The sequence below is a fragment of the Mycobacterium sp. genome (assembly GCF_035314905.1).
Taxonomy (GTDB): Bacteria; Actinomycetota; Actinomycetes; order Mycobacteriales; family Mycobacteriaceae; genus Mycobacterium.
In genome coordinates this window covers 12,658-27,036 of sequence record NZ_DATFYW010000201.1, presented here as the reverse complement: position 1 = coordinate 27,036, position 14,379 = coordinate 12,658, and the positions used below count along the sequence as shown (strand labels likewise).

Sequence of the window (14,379 nt, the reverse complement as noted above, 5' to 3'; positions counted from 1 at the left end):
GTGCACCCTGGCGCCGGCCTCGCGGGCCAGCAGCGCATCGCGAGCGACGATCGACTCCTCGGCCGCCCGTGGCCAGCCGGACAGCCCGAGCCGGGCCGCCGTGGGGCCTTCGTGGGCGACCGCCCCGCGGGTGAGCCGCGGTTCCTCGGCGTGCTGGGCGATCAGCACCCCGAGACCGGTCGCGTACTCCAGCGCGCGGCGCATCACCAGCGGGTCGTGCACGCAGACGCCGTCGTCGGAGAACATGCGTACCTGCGCGGTACCGGCGTTCATCAGCCCCATCTCAGTCAGCTGCTCACCGGCCAGGCCGACCGTCACCGCGCCGACCGGGTGCACGTCGACCAGGCCGACCTGCTGACCGCGGTGCCAGACGTGGTCGGTGACCACCGGGCTGTCTGCGACGGGGTTGGTGTTCGCCATCGCGAACACCGCCGTGTAGCCACCCAGAGCCGCTGCCGCCGAACCGGTTTCGATGTCTTCGGCGTACTCCCGGCCCGGCTCGCGCAGGTGAGTGTGCAAGTCGACCAACCCTGGCAGCAGCACCTGGCCGATCGCCTCGATGACGTCGGCGTCGTCGGGGATGTCCAATGTGGGGCCGATGCCGGCGATTTGGCCCTCGTCGACCAGCACGTCGACGCGCTCGCCCTCGCCGTAGAGCCGCACCCCGCGGATCAGGACGCTACTCATGCGCTCACCGCCCCCTGTTCGGCGCCAACGAGCAGGTGGAACAGCACCGCCATCCGAACGTGCACGCCGTTGGAAACCTGTTGCAGCACAGCAGATTGCGTTGAATCAGCGACCGAAGACGAGATCTCCATGCCGCGCAGCATCGGGCCGGGGTGCAGCACCACCGCGTGCCCGGGCAACATCGCCTGCCGTCGATCGGACAGGCCGTACAGCACCGAGTACTCGCGCGCCGACGGGAAGAACGCGCCGGTCATGCGTTCGGCCTGCACCCGCAGCATCAGCACCGCGTCGGCGACGGGCAGCTCGGCGTCGAGGTCGTGGGAGATCGTCACCGGCCAGCCCGCCGCGCCGACCGGCAGCAGCGTGGGCGGCGCGACGAGCACCACTTCGGCGCCGAGGGTGTTCAGCAGCACGACGTTGGACCGGGCGACCCGGCTGTGCAGGATGTCGCCGACGATCACCACCCGCTTACCCTCGATCTCGCCGAGGCGCTGCCGCAGCGTCAGCGCGTCGAGCAGGGCCTGCGTCGGGTGTTCGTGGGTGCCGTCGCCGGCGTTGATCACCGATGGGCCGCCGTCCTCGGTGGCGGTCCATTCGGCCAGCTGCTGCGCCGCGCCGGACGCCGAGTGGCGGATGATCAGCGCGTCGGCGCCCGCGGCGCGCAGGGTGAGGGCGGTGTCGCGCAGCGACTCGCCCTTGCCGACCGACGATCCCGTCGCGCTGACGTTGATCACGTCCCCGCTCATCCACTTGCCCGCCACCTCGAACGACACCCGGGTGCGGGTCGAGTTCTCGTAGAACATCGTGATGATCGTGCGACCGCGCAGCGTGGGCAGCTTCTTGACCTCGCGCCCCAGCAGCGCCTGCGCGAACCGGTCGGCGTCGTCGAGGATCGCGGTCGCGTCGTCGCGGCTCAGGTCGGCGGCGGCCAGCAGGTGCCTCGTCATCGGGAAATCACCACCCCATCCCGCCCGTCGTCCTCGGTCAGCAGCACGTGCACGCTCTCGATACGCGACGTGGGAACGTTCTTGCCGACGTAGTCGGCCCGCAGCGGCAGCTCCCGGTGGCCGCGGTCGACCAGCACCGCCAACTGCACCGCCCGCGGCCGGCCGACGTCGCGCAGCGCGTCGAGCGCCGAGCGCACCGAGCGGCCGGAGTACAGCACGTCGTCGACGAGAATGACCAGCGCGTCGTCGACGCCGCCCTCGGGGATCGACGTGTCTTCCAGCGGTCGCGGTGGCTTGAAGTTCAGATCGTCCCGGTAGAGCGTGATGTCGAGCGCGCCGTGCGGGACGGTGACGGCGGCGAAGTCATGGATCTTGGCCGCGAGCCGGGTGGCCAGCGTGACGCCGCGGGTCGGGATGCCCAGCAACACCACGCGCGGCGCGTCGGGCCCGTCGAGGGCGGTCTTCTCGATGATCTGATGGGCGATGCGGGAAATGGTGCGGCCCACGTCCGCCGCGGACATCAATTCCCGGTCAGTCGTGCTGCCCACGGGTCAACCAGACCTCCTTCTCCGCCTCGCCGGACGGATCGTTAAAGGATGTCGAACTCCGGCGAGCTTACCATTGCGCGCTACCGTGGCCTGCATGACCACGCACTTCGACTTCGACGCGCTTTACCGTGGCGAGAGCCCGGCCGAGGGTGTGCCGGCGATGCCGTCACCGCCGTGGGATACCAAGGCACCCAAGGAGTCCGTGGTCGGCTGGCAAACCGCTGACCTGGTTCACGGCGCCGTGCTCGACATCGGTTGCGGGCTCGGCGACAACGCGATCTACCTGGCGCAGCAGGGCCATTCGGTGACCGGCCTGGACATCTCCCCGACCGCGCTGATCACCGCCGAAAGACGGGCGGCGCACGCCGGGGTGGACGTGCGGTTCGCGGTCGCCGACGCGACGAAGTTGGAGGGCTACTCCGACGCGTTCGACACCGTGGTCGACAGCGGCATGTTCCACTGCCTCGACGACGACGGCAAGCGCGGTTACGCCGCCGCGCTGCACCGGGCTACCCGCCCCGGCGCCCGGCTGCTGCTGAGTTGCTTCTCCGACGCGGACGCCGACGACGCGGAGTGGCCACGGCCGGTGGTGTCCGAACAGACGCTGCGTGACGTGTTCGGCGCGGCCGGTTGGGACATCACCTCGATCGAGCCGACCACGGTGCAGCGGCCCGACGGGCCCACGATGGCGTTCTTCCTCGTTGAAGCCCGGCGCCGTTGAGGAACCTCGACGGTAACCAGGCGTCGATCCGGGAGGCAGTCGAGGCCGGTCTGCTCTCCGGCGCGGTGACGCTCGTCTGGCAGAACGGAGAGGTGAGCCAGCACAACGCAATCGGATATCGAGACGTCCAGGCGCGGCTGCCGATGCGGCGCGACACCATCTTCCGGATCGCGTCGATGAGCAAGCCGATCACCACCGCCGCGGCACTCACCCTGCTCGAAGAAGGCAAGTTGGCACTGGGTGATCCGGTCACCCGCTGGCTGCCCGAGCTCGCCGACATGCGGGTGCTCGACGACCCCGAGGGCCCGCTGGACCGAACCGTTCCCGCGCAGCGTCCCATCACGATCGAGGACCTGATGACGCACCGCAGCGGCCTGGCCTACGCGTTCTCGGTGACGGGGCCGATCTCCCGGGCGTATCTGCGCCTGCCGGTGCGCCAGAACGCGGACACCTGGCTGGCGGGACTGGCGGAACTGCCCCTGCTGCACCAGCCTGGTGACCGGCTGACTTACAGCCACGCCACCGAGGTGCTGGGCATCATCCTGTCGCGGATCGAGGGCAAAGCGCTGTACGAGGTGCTGTCCGAGCGGATCTTCGAGCCGCTGGGCATGACGGACACCGGTTTCTTCGTCTCCCCCGACGCTCGGGGCCGGGCCGCGACGATGTACACGCTCGACGAGGACAGCCGGCTGCGGCACGACGTAATGGGGCCGCCCCGGATCTCGCCGCCCGAGTTCTGCCAGGGCGGCGGAGGGCTCTGGTCGACGGCCGAGGACTATCTGCGTTTCGTGACGATGCTGCTGGGCGGCGGATCGCCCGTGCTGTCACCCGACTCGGTGCGCCTGATGCGCACCGACCGGCTGACCGCCGAGCAGAAGCGGATACCGTTCCTCGGCTCGCCCTACTGGGTCGGCCGCGGGTTCGGGCTGGGCCTGTCGGTGGTGACCGACCCGGCAAAATCGACGCCGTTGTTCGGGCCGGGCGGTCTGGGAACGTTCAGTTGGCCCGGCGCCTACGGGACGTGGTGGCAGGCAGATCCGACGCGCGACCTGATCCTGATCTACTTGGTGCAGAACCATCCGACGCTGTCCGCGGATGCGGCGGTCGCGGTGGCGGGCAACGCGTCGCAGGCGAAGCTGATGACGGCGTTGCCGAGGTTCGTGCGGCGGACCTACAAGGCTCTCGACGCCTGATGCGTATGCCGTCAGCTCAGAAGGGCGGTGGTTCGGCGGCTATCGCGTCGCGTTTGGCGATGTCGATTTCGTTCAGGGCGCGCTCGTGTCGGCGCCGAAGTGCACGGTCAGCGGTCCGGGTGCGTTGACGGGTGGGCATCATCACGCCGCGGTTGGCGCAGGGGTCGCACATGGGCTGCATCGGCGCCGGCTCGTCGGTCGGCCGGCTGAGCTGGGGAACCAGCAAGCGGCTGCCGGGCACGGTGGTGAACCGCTGCCCGCTCGGCGAAGTCCAGATCACGGTGCCCGCGACGGCCTGCACGGCGCTAAGCGGGTGACCCCTCCCGCGATGGCCGAGGCGTCCTGTGTTGAAGGGACTAAATGTGTGCGACGATCGCCGCGATGGCCGTCCAGATGACCAGAACCCAAATCGCAACCGCGATGGCCGCGGAGATCAGCGACATCGTGTCTAGTTTCACTTTCATGATTCTCCTCCTCAGTACGGTTCTTGGCCGTATTCCGGGCAGTACAGTCCGACGGCGGCGATCACTAGCGCCGCAATAGCCGCAGCTTAAACCGGCAATCTAGGGTTGTGTCTTCCAAGACTGCCCGTGCCGTCGGCCAGTTGGCGGTCGGTCCAGCCGGAAAAAAAGGTTTTGAGCAGGTGGTGCTTTCGGCACAGGCATTTGCGGTTGCTGACAAGTTGTTAATGTGTCCGGTCAGCTTGGTGTGGTGCCCACGGGTTGGTGAGCGTTAGGCGTCGCGAATGTGGACGAGGAGCTGCGGGTCGAAGTCGATAGCCCTCAGGCGCTGGCGGAGCTACCTACCGTGGACCCGCGACCCCCGACCGCTTCACTTCAGCAAGAGCGGCGACCGAAACGTGGAGAAGGTCCTGCAGCACGCAGGTGGCTCTGGCTCGACCGCCGTCCATCGAATTGATGCGCTAGCATCAGATGCATGCGCACCACGCTGTCATTGGACGATGACGTACTGCTCGCGGTGAAGGAACGCGCGCGCCGCGAGAACCGCACCGCAGGCGAGGTCCTGTCCGATCTTGCTCGGCAGGCGCTGACGCAACAGCAAAACGCCGATCCGCGTATAGGGCCGGAAAGCTTCTATGGTTTCGAACCCTTCGAGCATCGGGGGCCCGCCGTGTCCAACGCTCTCGTCGACCGGCTGCGTGACGAGGAAGCGGTGTGACGCGCGCCCTGCTGGACGTCAATGTCCTTATCGCACTGCTCGACAGCGATCACGTCGACCACGAGCGTGTTCGCCGGTGGGTCGACGCCGAGATCGTCCACGGCTGGGCGTCGTGTGCAATAACTCAAAACGGCTTTGTTCGAATCATCAGCCAGCCTCGATATCCAAGCCCGGTGCCACCTGCACAGGCGATCGGCAGGTTGGCACGCGCCGCGGCCACCGAATATCACGAGTACTGGCTATGTTCGGTCAGCCTGCTCGACGACGAGCTTATCGACTACTCGCGGTTGCACGGGCATCGCCAGGTAACCGACGCATATCTACTCGCGCTCGCGACCGCCAATGGCGGCCGGTTCGCGACTCTCGATCAGTCGATTCCCGTTAACGCTGTCCGCCGCGCAAGCGCGCGTAACCTGACGCTGATCTGATTTCGTCAGGTCGGGCATTCCGCGAATCGCATCCGCCTCATTCGTAACACATCGGCGTGGGTCGTCGGTCATGTCGGTGGTCGCCGGTACCGTCCAGCGCAAGCAGGCGCGCACTAGGTCGTTGGGAGGCTGCATGACCGTGACGATCGCCGCCAGCGAGACGTCGACAGCAGACCTGTCCGCCTACCTACCGTTGCTGGCGCGGCTGCGCAATGGCGCACGGCCGCAGCCGGATTGGTCCGCGATCGTCGATGACGCCGTCCAGGTCTGGGCACGGCCGGGGTTCGACACCTTCCTTGCGATACCGCAGTTGCGGTTCGAGCCGTTCGACTATCAGCTGCGGGCCGCGCGGACCGTGCTGCGGCGGATGCGCGGTCGGGGCATCTTGGCCGACGAGGTCGGGCTCGGCAAGACGATCGAGGCCGGGTTGGTGCTGTCCGAGCTACGCATGCGCGGGCTCGCCGACCACGTGCTGGTGATCGTTCCGGCGGGACTTGTCGACCAATGGCGCGACGAACTCGAGCGGAAGTTCGGGTTGCCGACCACGATCGCCCGATCCGGGTCGACACTTGCCCGCGAGACTGGGATGGACCGGCCGGTCACTATCGCGTCGCTCGCCGCCGCTCGCCGCGATCCGCTGCTGGGCAGGCTGACCGACACCAACTGGGACCTGGTGATCTTCGATGAGGCGCACCGGCTCCGCAACCCCCGAAGCGCGTCGGGCAAGCTCGCGCGCAGGCTCCGCGCCCGTTATCTGTTGATGCTGACCGCAACGCCGGTGGAGAACAAGCTGTCGGACCTGTACCAGCTAGTCAGCCTCGTCGCGCCCGGACTGCTCGGCACACCCGCCCAGTTCCGCGCCAAACATGGCGCGGCGTCTCTCGAGTCGAGGCCGCACAACGTCGAGGAGCTGCGCGTACGGACCCGAGACGTGATGGTCAGACATCGCCGCAGCGAGGTTGCCGTGATGCTGCCGCCGCGCCTCGCCGAGACGATCTTGGTGACGCCCGGCATCGACGAGGCCGCCCTGTACGCCGACATCGTCCGGCGAGTCAGGGCAGCGGCAACTGGGTCGGGACGCACCCGGTTGGCCCTGCGCGGCCTGACCCGGCTGGCCGGCTCCAGCCCCGCGGCCGCCGCACCGACGCTGGCGAAGCTCGGCTGGAACGACCTCGCGGAACGGGCCCGAGCCATCCGGGAACCGGACAAGGTGGGTGTGCTCGTCGAACTGCTTCGACGCCACGTCAACAGGGACGAGAAGGTATTGGTGTTCACCGGGTTTCGGCAGACACTGGATGCGCTCGTCGCTGCGGTCGAGCGTGCCGGGCTGTCGTCGGCGTTGTATCACGGCAGCCTCACGCGAACGGAGAAGGAGTCGGCGATCGCGGAGTTCCGCGCCGAAACGCCGATCCTGCTGTCGACCGAGTCGGCGGGTGAGGGTCGCAACCTCCAGTTCTGTCATGTGATGGTGAACTTCGATCTGCCGTGGAACCCGATGCAGATCGAGCAGCGGCTCGGCCGGCTGCACCGGGTCGGGCAGGAACACGACGTGACGCTGACCAACCTGGTCTGCCGGGGCAGCATCGAACAACAGGTCATGCACGTGCTCGAGGCAAAGATCAACCTGTTCGAACTCGTCATCGGTGAACTTGACATGATCCTCGGCCGGGTCGATGACGACTTCGATTTCGAGAACGAGGTTTTCGATGCGTTCGTCGATGCCATCGACGACGACGAGTTCGAGCGACGGCTCGACGCTCTCGGCAACGCGCTCGCCGAGGCGAGACGCAGCTATGTTCGAAGCAGGGAAGGTGTCGACCTCCTAGTGGGTGAGCCGTCGTGATGAGCACCGATGTGGGGCTGGACTTCTGGCTGCGGTATATCGAGGCGAGCGGCGGGCTCACCGAATTCGGCGGCGATACGACGCTGGTGATGCTCCCACCGGCCCTGCAGACGATGCTGGAGCTGCCGGAGGTGCTGCAGGTCACCGCCGATCCCGATGTCGCTCGCGAGGACGGTGCGACCTTCCTCTCGGCCGGGCATCCCGCGCTGGGTCGCTCCGCCGACGAGGTGCTGGCGGTGGGCGACGTTGCCGCGATGGCCGTTCCGGTGGCCGCCACGCCGCCACCCCCGGCCGAGCACCTGCAGGCGATGGCGCGCAACCAGCTCATCGTCGATCACGGACGGATTGACGCCACGGGCGCACCGACCCGGTCGGTTCGCGCGATTCTGCGTGTCGGGGCGCTGGTCGACTACACGCTGTCCAGCGACGACCACTACCAGGAATGCGCCGAGTGCTGGGTGGATGTGCAGTCGCAACGCCAGCTCCCAACCCACGTCAGTATGAAGCTCGCGGCCTTGCCGACAGTGCCGAAAGATGGTTCGCCGTCGCTGACCGGCCTGACCGCGGCGATCGGATTTGCGGACCGGGTTATCGAGCAGTGCGCCGAGCGGCGGCGATCCGAACTCGGTGATGACATCGACAAGGCGCGCGACGCGGAGCTGGAACGCGTCGAGGCCTACTACCGTGATGCGCTCGCGACGATCGAGCGTCGGCGCGCGCAAGCACCTGCCGATCGCCGGGAGCTGCTGGACGCACGCGCCAACAGCGTACGGAACGAGCGCGCCCGGCGGATCGGCGAGACTCGGGAGAAGTACCAGGCGAGCCACGAGGTCCGGCCCTATCGGCTGCACATCTACGAGGTGCCGGTATGGCGCTTGCCGGTCGACGTCCGCCGCGGCGACCGGCGTTACCCGCTGACGCTCGATTGGCTCATCCCGCTGACCCGTTTCACCGACATCGCCTGCCCACACTGCGGTGCCGATGAGCGACTGGTCGCGACGAAGATACGGCTCGGGTGTGCCGGCTGCGTTCCCCGACAGACCGCCCGGCTCGCGCCCGAGCCCACGAGACCGCCGGCGAAGCCAGCCGCGAAGGCGAAACAGGTTGTCGCGCAACCGCCGACACCGAAGAAGCGCCCGTCGCCGGTGCGCACCGATCCCAGCCCGACGCCGGCCAAGTTCGGGAAACTCGGCGACAAGCTGATCGGAAAGGTGTGGGACGCGGTGGCCCGCAACGACCGGCGGCTGGCACGTATCTGTGCGCCGGATTCGCCCGCGGCCGCGGCGATCCGGCTGTACGGTCCGTCGGGCGCCGCCTGGGCGGTCGGGATCTCGCCGACCGAGGACCTGGTCGCCGTCGCCGCCCGCACGACAACGGCGTCGTCGGGCGTACGCCATGCGTCCAACGGCTACGTGGATACCGCGGCGGGACATCGCTTCCCGTTCCTGCTCCGGTGGCAGACGCCGGGGGGCACAGGACAGATCGACGAGATCCTGCCCTACGACCGGCCGTTCGAGCCGGCGCACCTGAGCCGATGGGTGCTGGGACCCGGCCGGACGGGTGTGCACGCGCCGCCGCAACCCCGGATCCCGCTCGGCCCTGTCGGCGAACTGCTGTGGCGGCGCGTGATTCCCATATTTGGCCTGCCGGGCGTGCTGCGCTGCCTCGCCGCGCTGTGGCGGCTGCCCGACGAGGACGTCTTCCTCGATTCGCACGGCCCCGCGGCGGTCGCGGCCGGAATCGAACGAATGGTGTGCCAACGAGCGAACCTGACAACCGGCCGCTTCGCTGACATCGCTGCCGCCTACCGCGTCAAGGAAGCCGCGGTGCGCGCCGCCGACGCCGACCTACAGAAGTGCCTCCGACTCGGCCCGGAGAGGTGGTGGTAGCCCGAGACACCACCACCACCACCCTGTTCGCCGCGCTCGACGTGCTCACCGGCGTGGCGATCGGACGATGCCCGGCAACACAGACACTTCAGGTTCGACGGGTGGGTGGGCCCGACGGGGTAGGCCACTGTGTGGTCGAGGTCGCACAGGTCGGCGGGTTGGTCGCAGCCGGGAAAGCGACAAGTCAGGTCGCGGCACTTGACGAGCCACTCCAGCTTCTCTGAGGGCCGGTAGCGCGGCTCGGGGGCGACCCCGGGCAGCGGCAACGGTATGACGGTGGCGTAGCGGGCCAACTCGGCGATCAGCGGCGCCGGGGTGATCCCGCCGCCGAGGACAAATCCAGGGCCGGCGGTCAGAGCCGGTGATTGCGCCGGTTGCATCGTTACCAGCCCGTCGTCCTTCTCCAGGCGCACCGAGCTGCCGACTTTGTCGCCGGTGAGGGCCACCACGTCGTCGCTGGTGACCCCGCATGTTTGGGCGTGCGCGGTCAGGGCGGCGGGCTCGGCGAGCACATGGATCACCACACCGCCGGGCTGCGATGCGGGCTCGGCGGGGCAGTCCGGGCTGCCGCACTGACACGTCAATTCCCGGCCCGCGGCCAGCGCGGCCAGCGCGTCCGCGCGGCGTTGGCCCATGGTGCGGGGATCTGCACCGCACACCGCCTTGGCCATCTCGGTCAGCCGCCGCTCCAACGCCACCGCATCGGCGGCATACAGCCGACCCCACACCAACGCGAACCCGGCTTCATCGGCTGGGCGGATGCGTATCTCGCGCTCGCGGGCCGCCGCGGTGGTGCGCCGCAGCGCGGCCGCGTCGTGCTGCTGTATCCAGTAGTCGATGGCGTCGATCGTGCGCCGCTCCGACATCGGCTTCCACCGCACGATCCGCTTGGCCAGCGCGCCGTCAACGGCTGCCAGCGCCGCGGGATCCTCGATCAACTCGGTGCGCGCGATGATGGTCGCGACCAGCCGCAAGCTCACCGCCCCGGCGGCGAAGGCCGCCGCCACAGCCGGCAGCCGATGGCGCAGCGCGTACCCGTAGTGCAGCTGCGCCGAGGCCGCCTTGGCGGTCGTGCACAACGCGGCCGACACTTCGGCGACCACCGCGTCCCAGGTGTCGAGCCACCACCGCTCCCGATCGGTGGATGCGATGGCCGCACGCCGGTGGTACAGCTCGGCGATCGCGGCCAACCGCCGTGCCCCGGCCGCGTTTTCCGCCCGCGCCGACGCGGCCATCGCTTCGACCACACACCCGAGTCGCTCATGTGTTCGAACATGCCTCCAGGCTAGCGGCTCCCCCTGACAATTTCGGGGCTGCCCGCCGAAAACCTCAGCCCTTGTGCACAACCGAATAGGTTGTCAGTAAACACCATTCGATCGGGGGAATGTGTCGGTGGTATGTGCTAGCCGGCCGTCGCCAACGACCGGTGCGCATCTGCGCGCAGACCGGGTTCGACGTCGTCCGGCGCAATTCCCCGCGCCTCCGGAGCCGCGGGCTCCGACGACCGGAGCCTGAGCGCTACTGGGCGCGGCCCCTCCTGCTGCGAGTGCCGCGAGGTCCGCGCGTGATCTGAGTCAGCCGCCACACGGGCAGCTCGCGACGTTCGTCGTCCAGTTCGGACGTGTCGCTGAGCGCGTTGACCACTCCCTGAGTGAGGCCCATGATCGCCGCCATCACCGGGAGCAGCGGCCGCGCCGCCGACCGGACCGGGTTGAGGCGGTTGGCGACGATCACCGTGTTGACCCGTTTGGCGACGACGTACCGCTCGATCGAGTGGTACAGCCACGCCCCCAGCGCGTAGATGGCCAGCGCGGCGGCGATCACCGCCCACCCGAACGCGGCACAGAACACTGCGCCCAGCACGACGCTCGCGGCGAGAATGCTCGCGACGAGGATCCGGACCTTGTGCCGGTTCACGATGTCGGGTCCTGCCCGCGGACGGCCGCGGCCGCGGCCCGGATCTGCGGCGTCACCAGCATGACCTGCCCCAGCACGCCGTTGACGAAGCCCGGCGACTCGTCGGTGGACAGCTGCTTGGCCAGCTCCACCGCCTCATCGACGGCGACCGGCTCCGGAACGTCGTTGGCGTGCAACAGTTCCCACACCGCAACCCTGAGTATCGCGCGGTCGACTGCGGGTAGCCGTTCCAGCGTCCAGCCCTGAAGATGAGTGGTGATCAGGTCGTCGATGTGGGCGGCGTGCTCGGTCACCCCGCGCGCCACCGCGACGGTGTATGGGTTCAGCCGCGACACGTCCGGCTGGGATTCGGCGAGCGCGGCGCGCCCGTCGGCGACCTCCGCCGGTGTCAGCCCGCGCGCCTCTGCTTCGAAGAGCAGGTCCACCGCGCGCTTTCGCGCCTGATGCCTGCCGCGATCAGGCATTCACCCGCCCTAAGTAGCTGCCGTCGCGGGAGTCGACCTTCAGCTTGTCGCCGGTGTTGATGAACAACGGCACATTGATCTGGGCGCCGGTTTCCAGCGTCGCGGGTTTGGTGCCCGCGCTGGAACGGTCACCCTGCAGACCGGGTTCGGTGTGGGTGACCTCCAGCTCGACGGTGACCGGCAGCTCGATGTACAGCGGCGCGCCGTCGTGGAAGGCGACCTGCACCGGCATGCCCTCGAGCAGGAACCGCGACGCGTCGCCGACCAGGGACTCGGGCAGCGGGTGCTGCTCGTAATCCTCGCTGTCCATGAACACGAAGTCGGATCCGTCCCGGTACAGGTAGGTGGTGTCACGGCGGTCCACGGTGGCGGTATCCACTTTCACGCCGGCATTGAACGTCTTGTCGACCACCTTGCCCGACAACACATTCTTCAGCTTGGTCCGCACGAACGCCGGGCCCTTGCCGGGCTTGACGTGCTGAAACTCGGCGATCTGCCACAGCTGGCCGTCGATCTGCAGGACGAGCCCATTCTTGAAGTCGGCGGTCGTTGCCACGGTCGGTCGTACTCCTAGAGAATCGCCAGTTCTTCTCAAGTGACAGCGTAGCCCTGAGAGCCACATGGCGATTCGGGCACCAGCACCGCGGCCAACAGCTCAAACGCTCAGCCGACGGCGACATCTGCCGCGGCCCAAGCGCGGCATCTCAGGCTTTGCCGCTTTGCACGAGAGGCTGAAATTTCCCAGCCGCTCAGTAGTCGTGGCAGGTGTTGGCGATTTGCACGGCCAGTCCAACGTACTGCTGAACCGCTGGAATGCTGTTTGCCTGCTGGACCATCTGCTGGCGCTGACCCGCCGGTGAAGCGAGGAATGTCCTCAACCATGTCTGCGCCAGCGGGGACGCGGAGAGGTCGTTGGCAGCTTCGGGTGCTTGCGCGTTCAGCGCCGCCATCGCCTGCGAATAGCTGCACGTTGTGTTGATGGCCGAGCTCAGACCGGGGTCTGCGGACGCAACCCCGACCCCAGTGGTCAAGGACAATGCCAGACCGCCAACCGCGACAACCAGTCTTGTCGACGAGAGCTTGACCATTTTCGTAACACCTTCCAACCAAATGCACCGTGGACCGCTGGGTGGCGACGAGATCAACCCAGACCGCTGTCTAGGATCATCGTAGTAGTTAGCCGTAACTGTGGATGCAGCTTTCGGGGGAGATCCGGGCAAAGCCGGGTATGCCGCGGATCAATAGATCAGAGGGGGCCTTGCGCACATGTGGTGCGCCCATGCCATGCGTTGCCGCGACGGTCGCCCTCGGGAGGGCTGTTCAACCGGAGGTCCGGCCACTGACACTACGGGTCAACACAGTTGTGGCGGTAGGGCGGCCAGGGTTAGCCAGTCCCTAAGATAATCGGGGCCACAGCGCTCGCCGTTGACCTGGTTTTCGCAGGTCACGCACAGCGTTGCCTATTGCAGGATCGCCAGTTCCTTCGGGAACCGGGTAAGCAGTTCCGGCGCCTTCGAAGGGTCGCTGCCTACGACCAGCGTGTCCTCGATCCGGACACCGCCGCGGTCGGGCAGGTAGACACCGGGCTCCACAGTGACTGCGGAGCCAGCAAGCAGTGTACCGGCGGACGACGCGCCGATCCCCGGCGCTTCGTGGATCTGCAGCCCCACGCCGTGGCCGAGTCCGTGGGTGAAACAGTCGCCGTACCCGGCGTCGGCGATCACCTGCCGGGCCGCCGCATCGACCTTGTTGCACGCCATTCCGGGCACCAGCGCTTCCCGGCCCTCGCGTTGAGCATTTGCGACGAGCTCGTAGAGGTCCAGCTGCCAGTCGGCGGCGCGGCCCAGGACGAACGTGCGCGTCATGTCGGAGTGATACCCGCCGACCAGCGCACCGAAGTCGATCTTGACGAAATCCCCGGTCGCCAGCACGGCGTCGGTCGGCCGGTGATGCGGGACAGCGGAATTCGCGCCGGCGGCCACGATGGTTTCGAACGAGATGCCGTCCGCGCCGTGGTCGAGTATCAGCGACTCCAGCTCGCGGCCCACCTGCCGCTCGGTGCGCCCGGGACGCAGGCCGCCACGGGCGACCAGGTCGGTCAGTGCTGCGTCGGCAGCCTCACACGCCAGCCGTAACAGGGCGATCTCGCCCGCGTCCTTGACCTCACGCAGCGCCTCGACCATGCCCGACGCCCGGACCAGCTCGGTGCTGCCGGCCGCACGCGCCAGCGCGTCGTATCCGTCGACCGTCACCACATGGCTTTCGAACCCGAGCCGGCCGACACCCTCGGCCGCGGCCAGCCCGGCCAGGTACGGCCCGCAGGCCCGCTCGATCACGACCCGCAGGTCGGGTGCCTGCCGGGCGGCCTGGGTGCGATAGCGGCCATCGGTGGCCAGTACCGAGCGCGCGTCGTCGTCCGCGAACACCAACAGAGCGGCGTTGGAGCCACTGAAGCCCGACAGATACCGCACATTGACCAGGTCGGTGACCAGCATCGCGTCCAGCCCGGCATTACCGAGCCGGTCCCGCAGGTTGGCGCGGCGCTGGGAATGTGTCACGGCAC

General features: G+C 68.2%; 16 protein-coding genes and 1 pseudogene. 7 read left to right on the top strand and 10 right to left on the bottom strand.

Annotated elements, in window-relative coordinates:
* The 3 genes from VKG81_RS17845 to pyrR form a co-directional block, all read right to left on the bottom strand.
* The coding region (locus tag VKG81_RS17845) for a dihydroorotase (RefSeq protein WP_324397882.1) at nt 1–687 on the bottom strand (687 nt) is incomplete at its 3' end.
* On the bottom strand, nt 684–1,634 hold the full coding sequence (locus VKG81_RS17840; protein ID WP_324397881.1) for an aspartate carbamoyltransferase catalytic subunit: 951 nt from the start codon (nt 1,632–1,634) through the stop codon (nt 684–686). The genes VKG81_RS17840 and VKG81_RS17845, both read right to left, overlap by 4 nt.
* Entirely contained in the window at nt 1,631–2,182 is a 552-nt protein-coding gene (gene pyrR / locus VKG81_RS17835; RefSeq protein ID WP_324397880.1) for a bifunctional pyr operon transcriptional regulator/uracil phosphoribosyltransferase PyrR, read from the bottom strand. The genes VKG81_RS17840 and pyrR overlap by 4 nt, the downstream gene beginning before the upstream one ends.
* 94 nt (nt 2,183–2,276) lie before the next feature.
* On the opposite strand from pyrR, the gene VKG81_RS17830 reads away from it, so the two are divergent.
* The 3 genes from VKG81_RS17830 to VKG81_RS17820 all read left to right on the top strand — a co-directional run bounded on the left by VKG81_RS17830 (nt 2,277) and on the right by VKG81_RS17820 (nt 4,413).
* Nucleotides 2,277–2,903 carry a class I SAM-dependent methyltransferase gene (locus VKG81_RS17830; RefSeq protein ID WP_324397879.1) on the top strand — a complete coding sequence of 209 codons (627 nt, stop codon included), beginning with the start codon at nt 2,277–2,279 and terminating at the stop codon, nt 2,901–2,903.
* Nucleotides 2,900–4,096, top strand: a complete 1,197-nt coding sequence (locus tag VKG81_RS17825) for a serine hydrolase domain-containing protein (RefSeq protein WP_324397878.1) — start codon at nt 2,900–2,902, stop codon at nt 4,094–4,096. The genes VKG81_RS17830 and VKG81_RS17825 overlap by 4 nt, the downstream gene beginning before the upstream one ends.
* Nucleotides 4,097–4,227: 131 nt before the next feature.
* Entirely contained in the window at nt 4,228–4,413 is a 186-nt protein-coding gene (locus VKG81_RS17820; protein WP_324397877.1) for a hypothetical protein, read from the top strand.
* A 272-nt stretch (nt 4,414–4,685) separates the two neighbouring features.
* Here VKG81_RS17820 and VKG81_RS21585 read toward each other — a convergent pair.
* Nucleotides 4,686–4,772: pseudogene (locus VKG81_RS21585) on the bottom strand (hypothetical protein); the annotation flags it as partial.
* A gap of 260 nt (nt 4,773–5,032) precedes the next feature.
* Between VKG81_RS21585 and VKG81_RS17815 the strand changes: the two are divergent.
* The 4 genes from VKG81_RS17815 (at nt 5,033) to VKG81_RS17800 (ending at nt 9,435) form a co-directional block, all read left to right on the top strand.
* Nucleotides 5,033–5,275 (top strand): CopG family transcriptional regulator, encoded by a 243-nt coding sequence (locus VKG81_RS17815; RefSeq protein WP_324397876.1) that lies wholly within the window; start codon nt 5,033–5,035, stop codon nt 5,273–5,275.
* Nucleotides 5,272–5,703, top strand: coding sequence for a TA system VapC family ribonuclease toxin (locus tag VKG81_RS17810; RefSeq protein WP_324397875.1), 432 nt, complete (start codon nt 5,272–5,274; stop codon nt 5,701–5,703). The genes VKG81_RS17815 and VKG81_RS17810 overlap by 4 nt, the downstream gene beginning before the upstream one ends.
* Before the next feature lie 133 nt (nt 5,704–5,836).
* Nucleotides 5,837–7,546: a DEAD/DEAH box helicase gene (locus VKG81_RS17805; protein ID WP_324397874.1), complete on the top strand. Its 1,710-nt coding sequence runs from the start codon at nt 5,837–5,839 to the stop codon at nt 7,544–7,546.
* The gene (locus VKG81_RS17800; protein WP_324397873.1) at nt 7,546–9,435 is read left to right on the top strand and encodes a hypothetical protein; all 1,890 of its coding nucleotides are present in this window, start codon (nt 7,546–7,548) and stop codon (nt 9,433–9,435) included. The genes VKG81_RS17805 and VKG81_RS17800 overlap by 1 nt, the downstream gene beginning before the upstream one ends.
* Here the strand turns inward: VKG81_RS17800 and VKG81_RS17795 are convergent.
* From VKG81_RS17795 to VKG81_RS17770, 6 genes are all read right to left on the bottom strand, one after another.
* The gene (locus VKG81_RS17795) at nt 9,351–10,670 is read right to left on the bottom strand and encodes an HNH endonuclease signature motif containing protein (RefSeq protein ID WP_324397872.1); all 1,320 of its coding nucleotides are present in this window, start codon (nt 10,668–10,670) and stop codon (nt 9,351–9,353) included. The two genes, VKG81_RS17800 and VKG81_RS17795, sit on opposite strands and share 85 nt — an antisense overlap.
* A 283-nt stretch (nt 10,671–10,953) precedes the next feature.
* The gene (locus tag VKG81_RS17790; RefSeq protein WP_324397871.1) at nt 10,954–11,352 is read right to left on the bottom strand and encodes an antitermination protein NusB; all 399 of its coding nucleotides are present in this window, start codon (nt 11,350–11,352) and stop codon (nt 10,954–10,956) included.
* Complete coding sequence (gene nusB, locus VKG81_RS17785; protein ID WP_324397870.1) at nt 11,349–11,816, bottom strand: transcription antitermination factor NusB; 468 nt, start codon at nt 11,814–11,816, stop codon at nt 11,349–11,351. Before nusB ends, VKG81_RS17790 begins: the two co-directional genes overlap by 4 nt.
* A complete protein-coding gene (gene efp, locus VKG81_RS17780; RefSeq protein ID WP_324397869.1) occupies nt 11,809–12,372 on the bottom strand; it encodes an elongation factor P in 564 nt (187 codons plus the stop codon). Before efp ends, nusB begins: the two co-directional genes overlap by 8 nt.
* Before the next feature lie 193 nt (nt 12,373–12,565).
* A complete protein-coding gene (locus VKG81_RS17775; RefSeq protein WP_324397868.1) occupies nt 12,566–12,904 on the bottom strand; it encodes a hemophore-related protein in 339 nt (112 codons plus the stop codon).
* Between the two features lie 372 nt (nt 12,905–13,276).
* On the bottom strand, nt 13,277–14,374 hold the full coding sequence (locus tag VKG81_RS17770) for a Xaa-Pro peptidase family protein (protein WP_324397867.1): 1,098 nt from the start codon (nt 14,372–14,374) through the stop codon (nt 13,277–13,279).
* Nucleotides 14,375–14,379 lie beyond the last annotated feature (5 nt).

What these genes read in the sequence shown, in the direction of transcription:
- VKG81_RS17840 (WP_324397881.1), bottom strand. Translation starts at nt 1,634, where the DNA reads ATGACGAGGCACCTGCTGGCCGCCGCCGACCTGAGCCGCGACGACGCG.
- VKG81_RS17830 (WP_324397879.1), top strand. Translation starts at nt 2,277, where the DNA reads ATGACCACGCACTTCGACTTCGACGCGCTTTACCGTGGCGAGAGCCCG.
- VKG81_RS17815 (WP_324397876.1), top strand. Translation starts at nt 5,033, where the DNA reads ATGCGCACCACGCTGTCATTGGACGATGACGTACTGCTCGCGGTGAAG.
- VKG81_RS17805 (WP_324397874.1), top strand. Translation starts at nt 5,837, where the DNA reads ATGACCGTGACGATCGCCGCCAGCGAGACGTCGACAGCAGACCTGTCC.
- VKG81_RS17800 (WP_324397873.1), top strand. Translation starts at nt 7,546, where the DNA reads ATGAGCACCGATGTGGGGCTGGACTTCTGGCTGCGGTATATCGAGGCG.
- VKG81_RS17795 (WP_324397872.1), bottom strand. Translation starts at nt 10,670, where the DNA reads ATGGCCGCGTCGGCGCGGGCGGAAAACGCGGCCGGGGCACGGCGGTTG.
- nusB (WP_324397870.1), bottom strand. Translation starts at nt 11,816, where the DNA reads ATGCCTGATCGCGGCAGGCATCAGGCGCGAAAGCGCGCGGTGGACCTG.
- VKG81_RS17775 (WP_324397868.1), bottom strand. Translation starts at nt 12,904, where the DNA reads ATGGTCAAGCTCTCGTCGACAAGACTGGTTGTCGCGGTTGGCGGTCTG.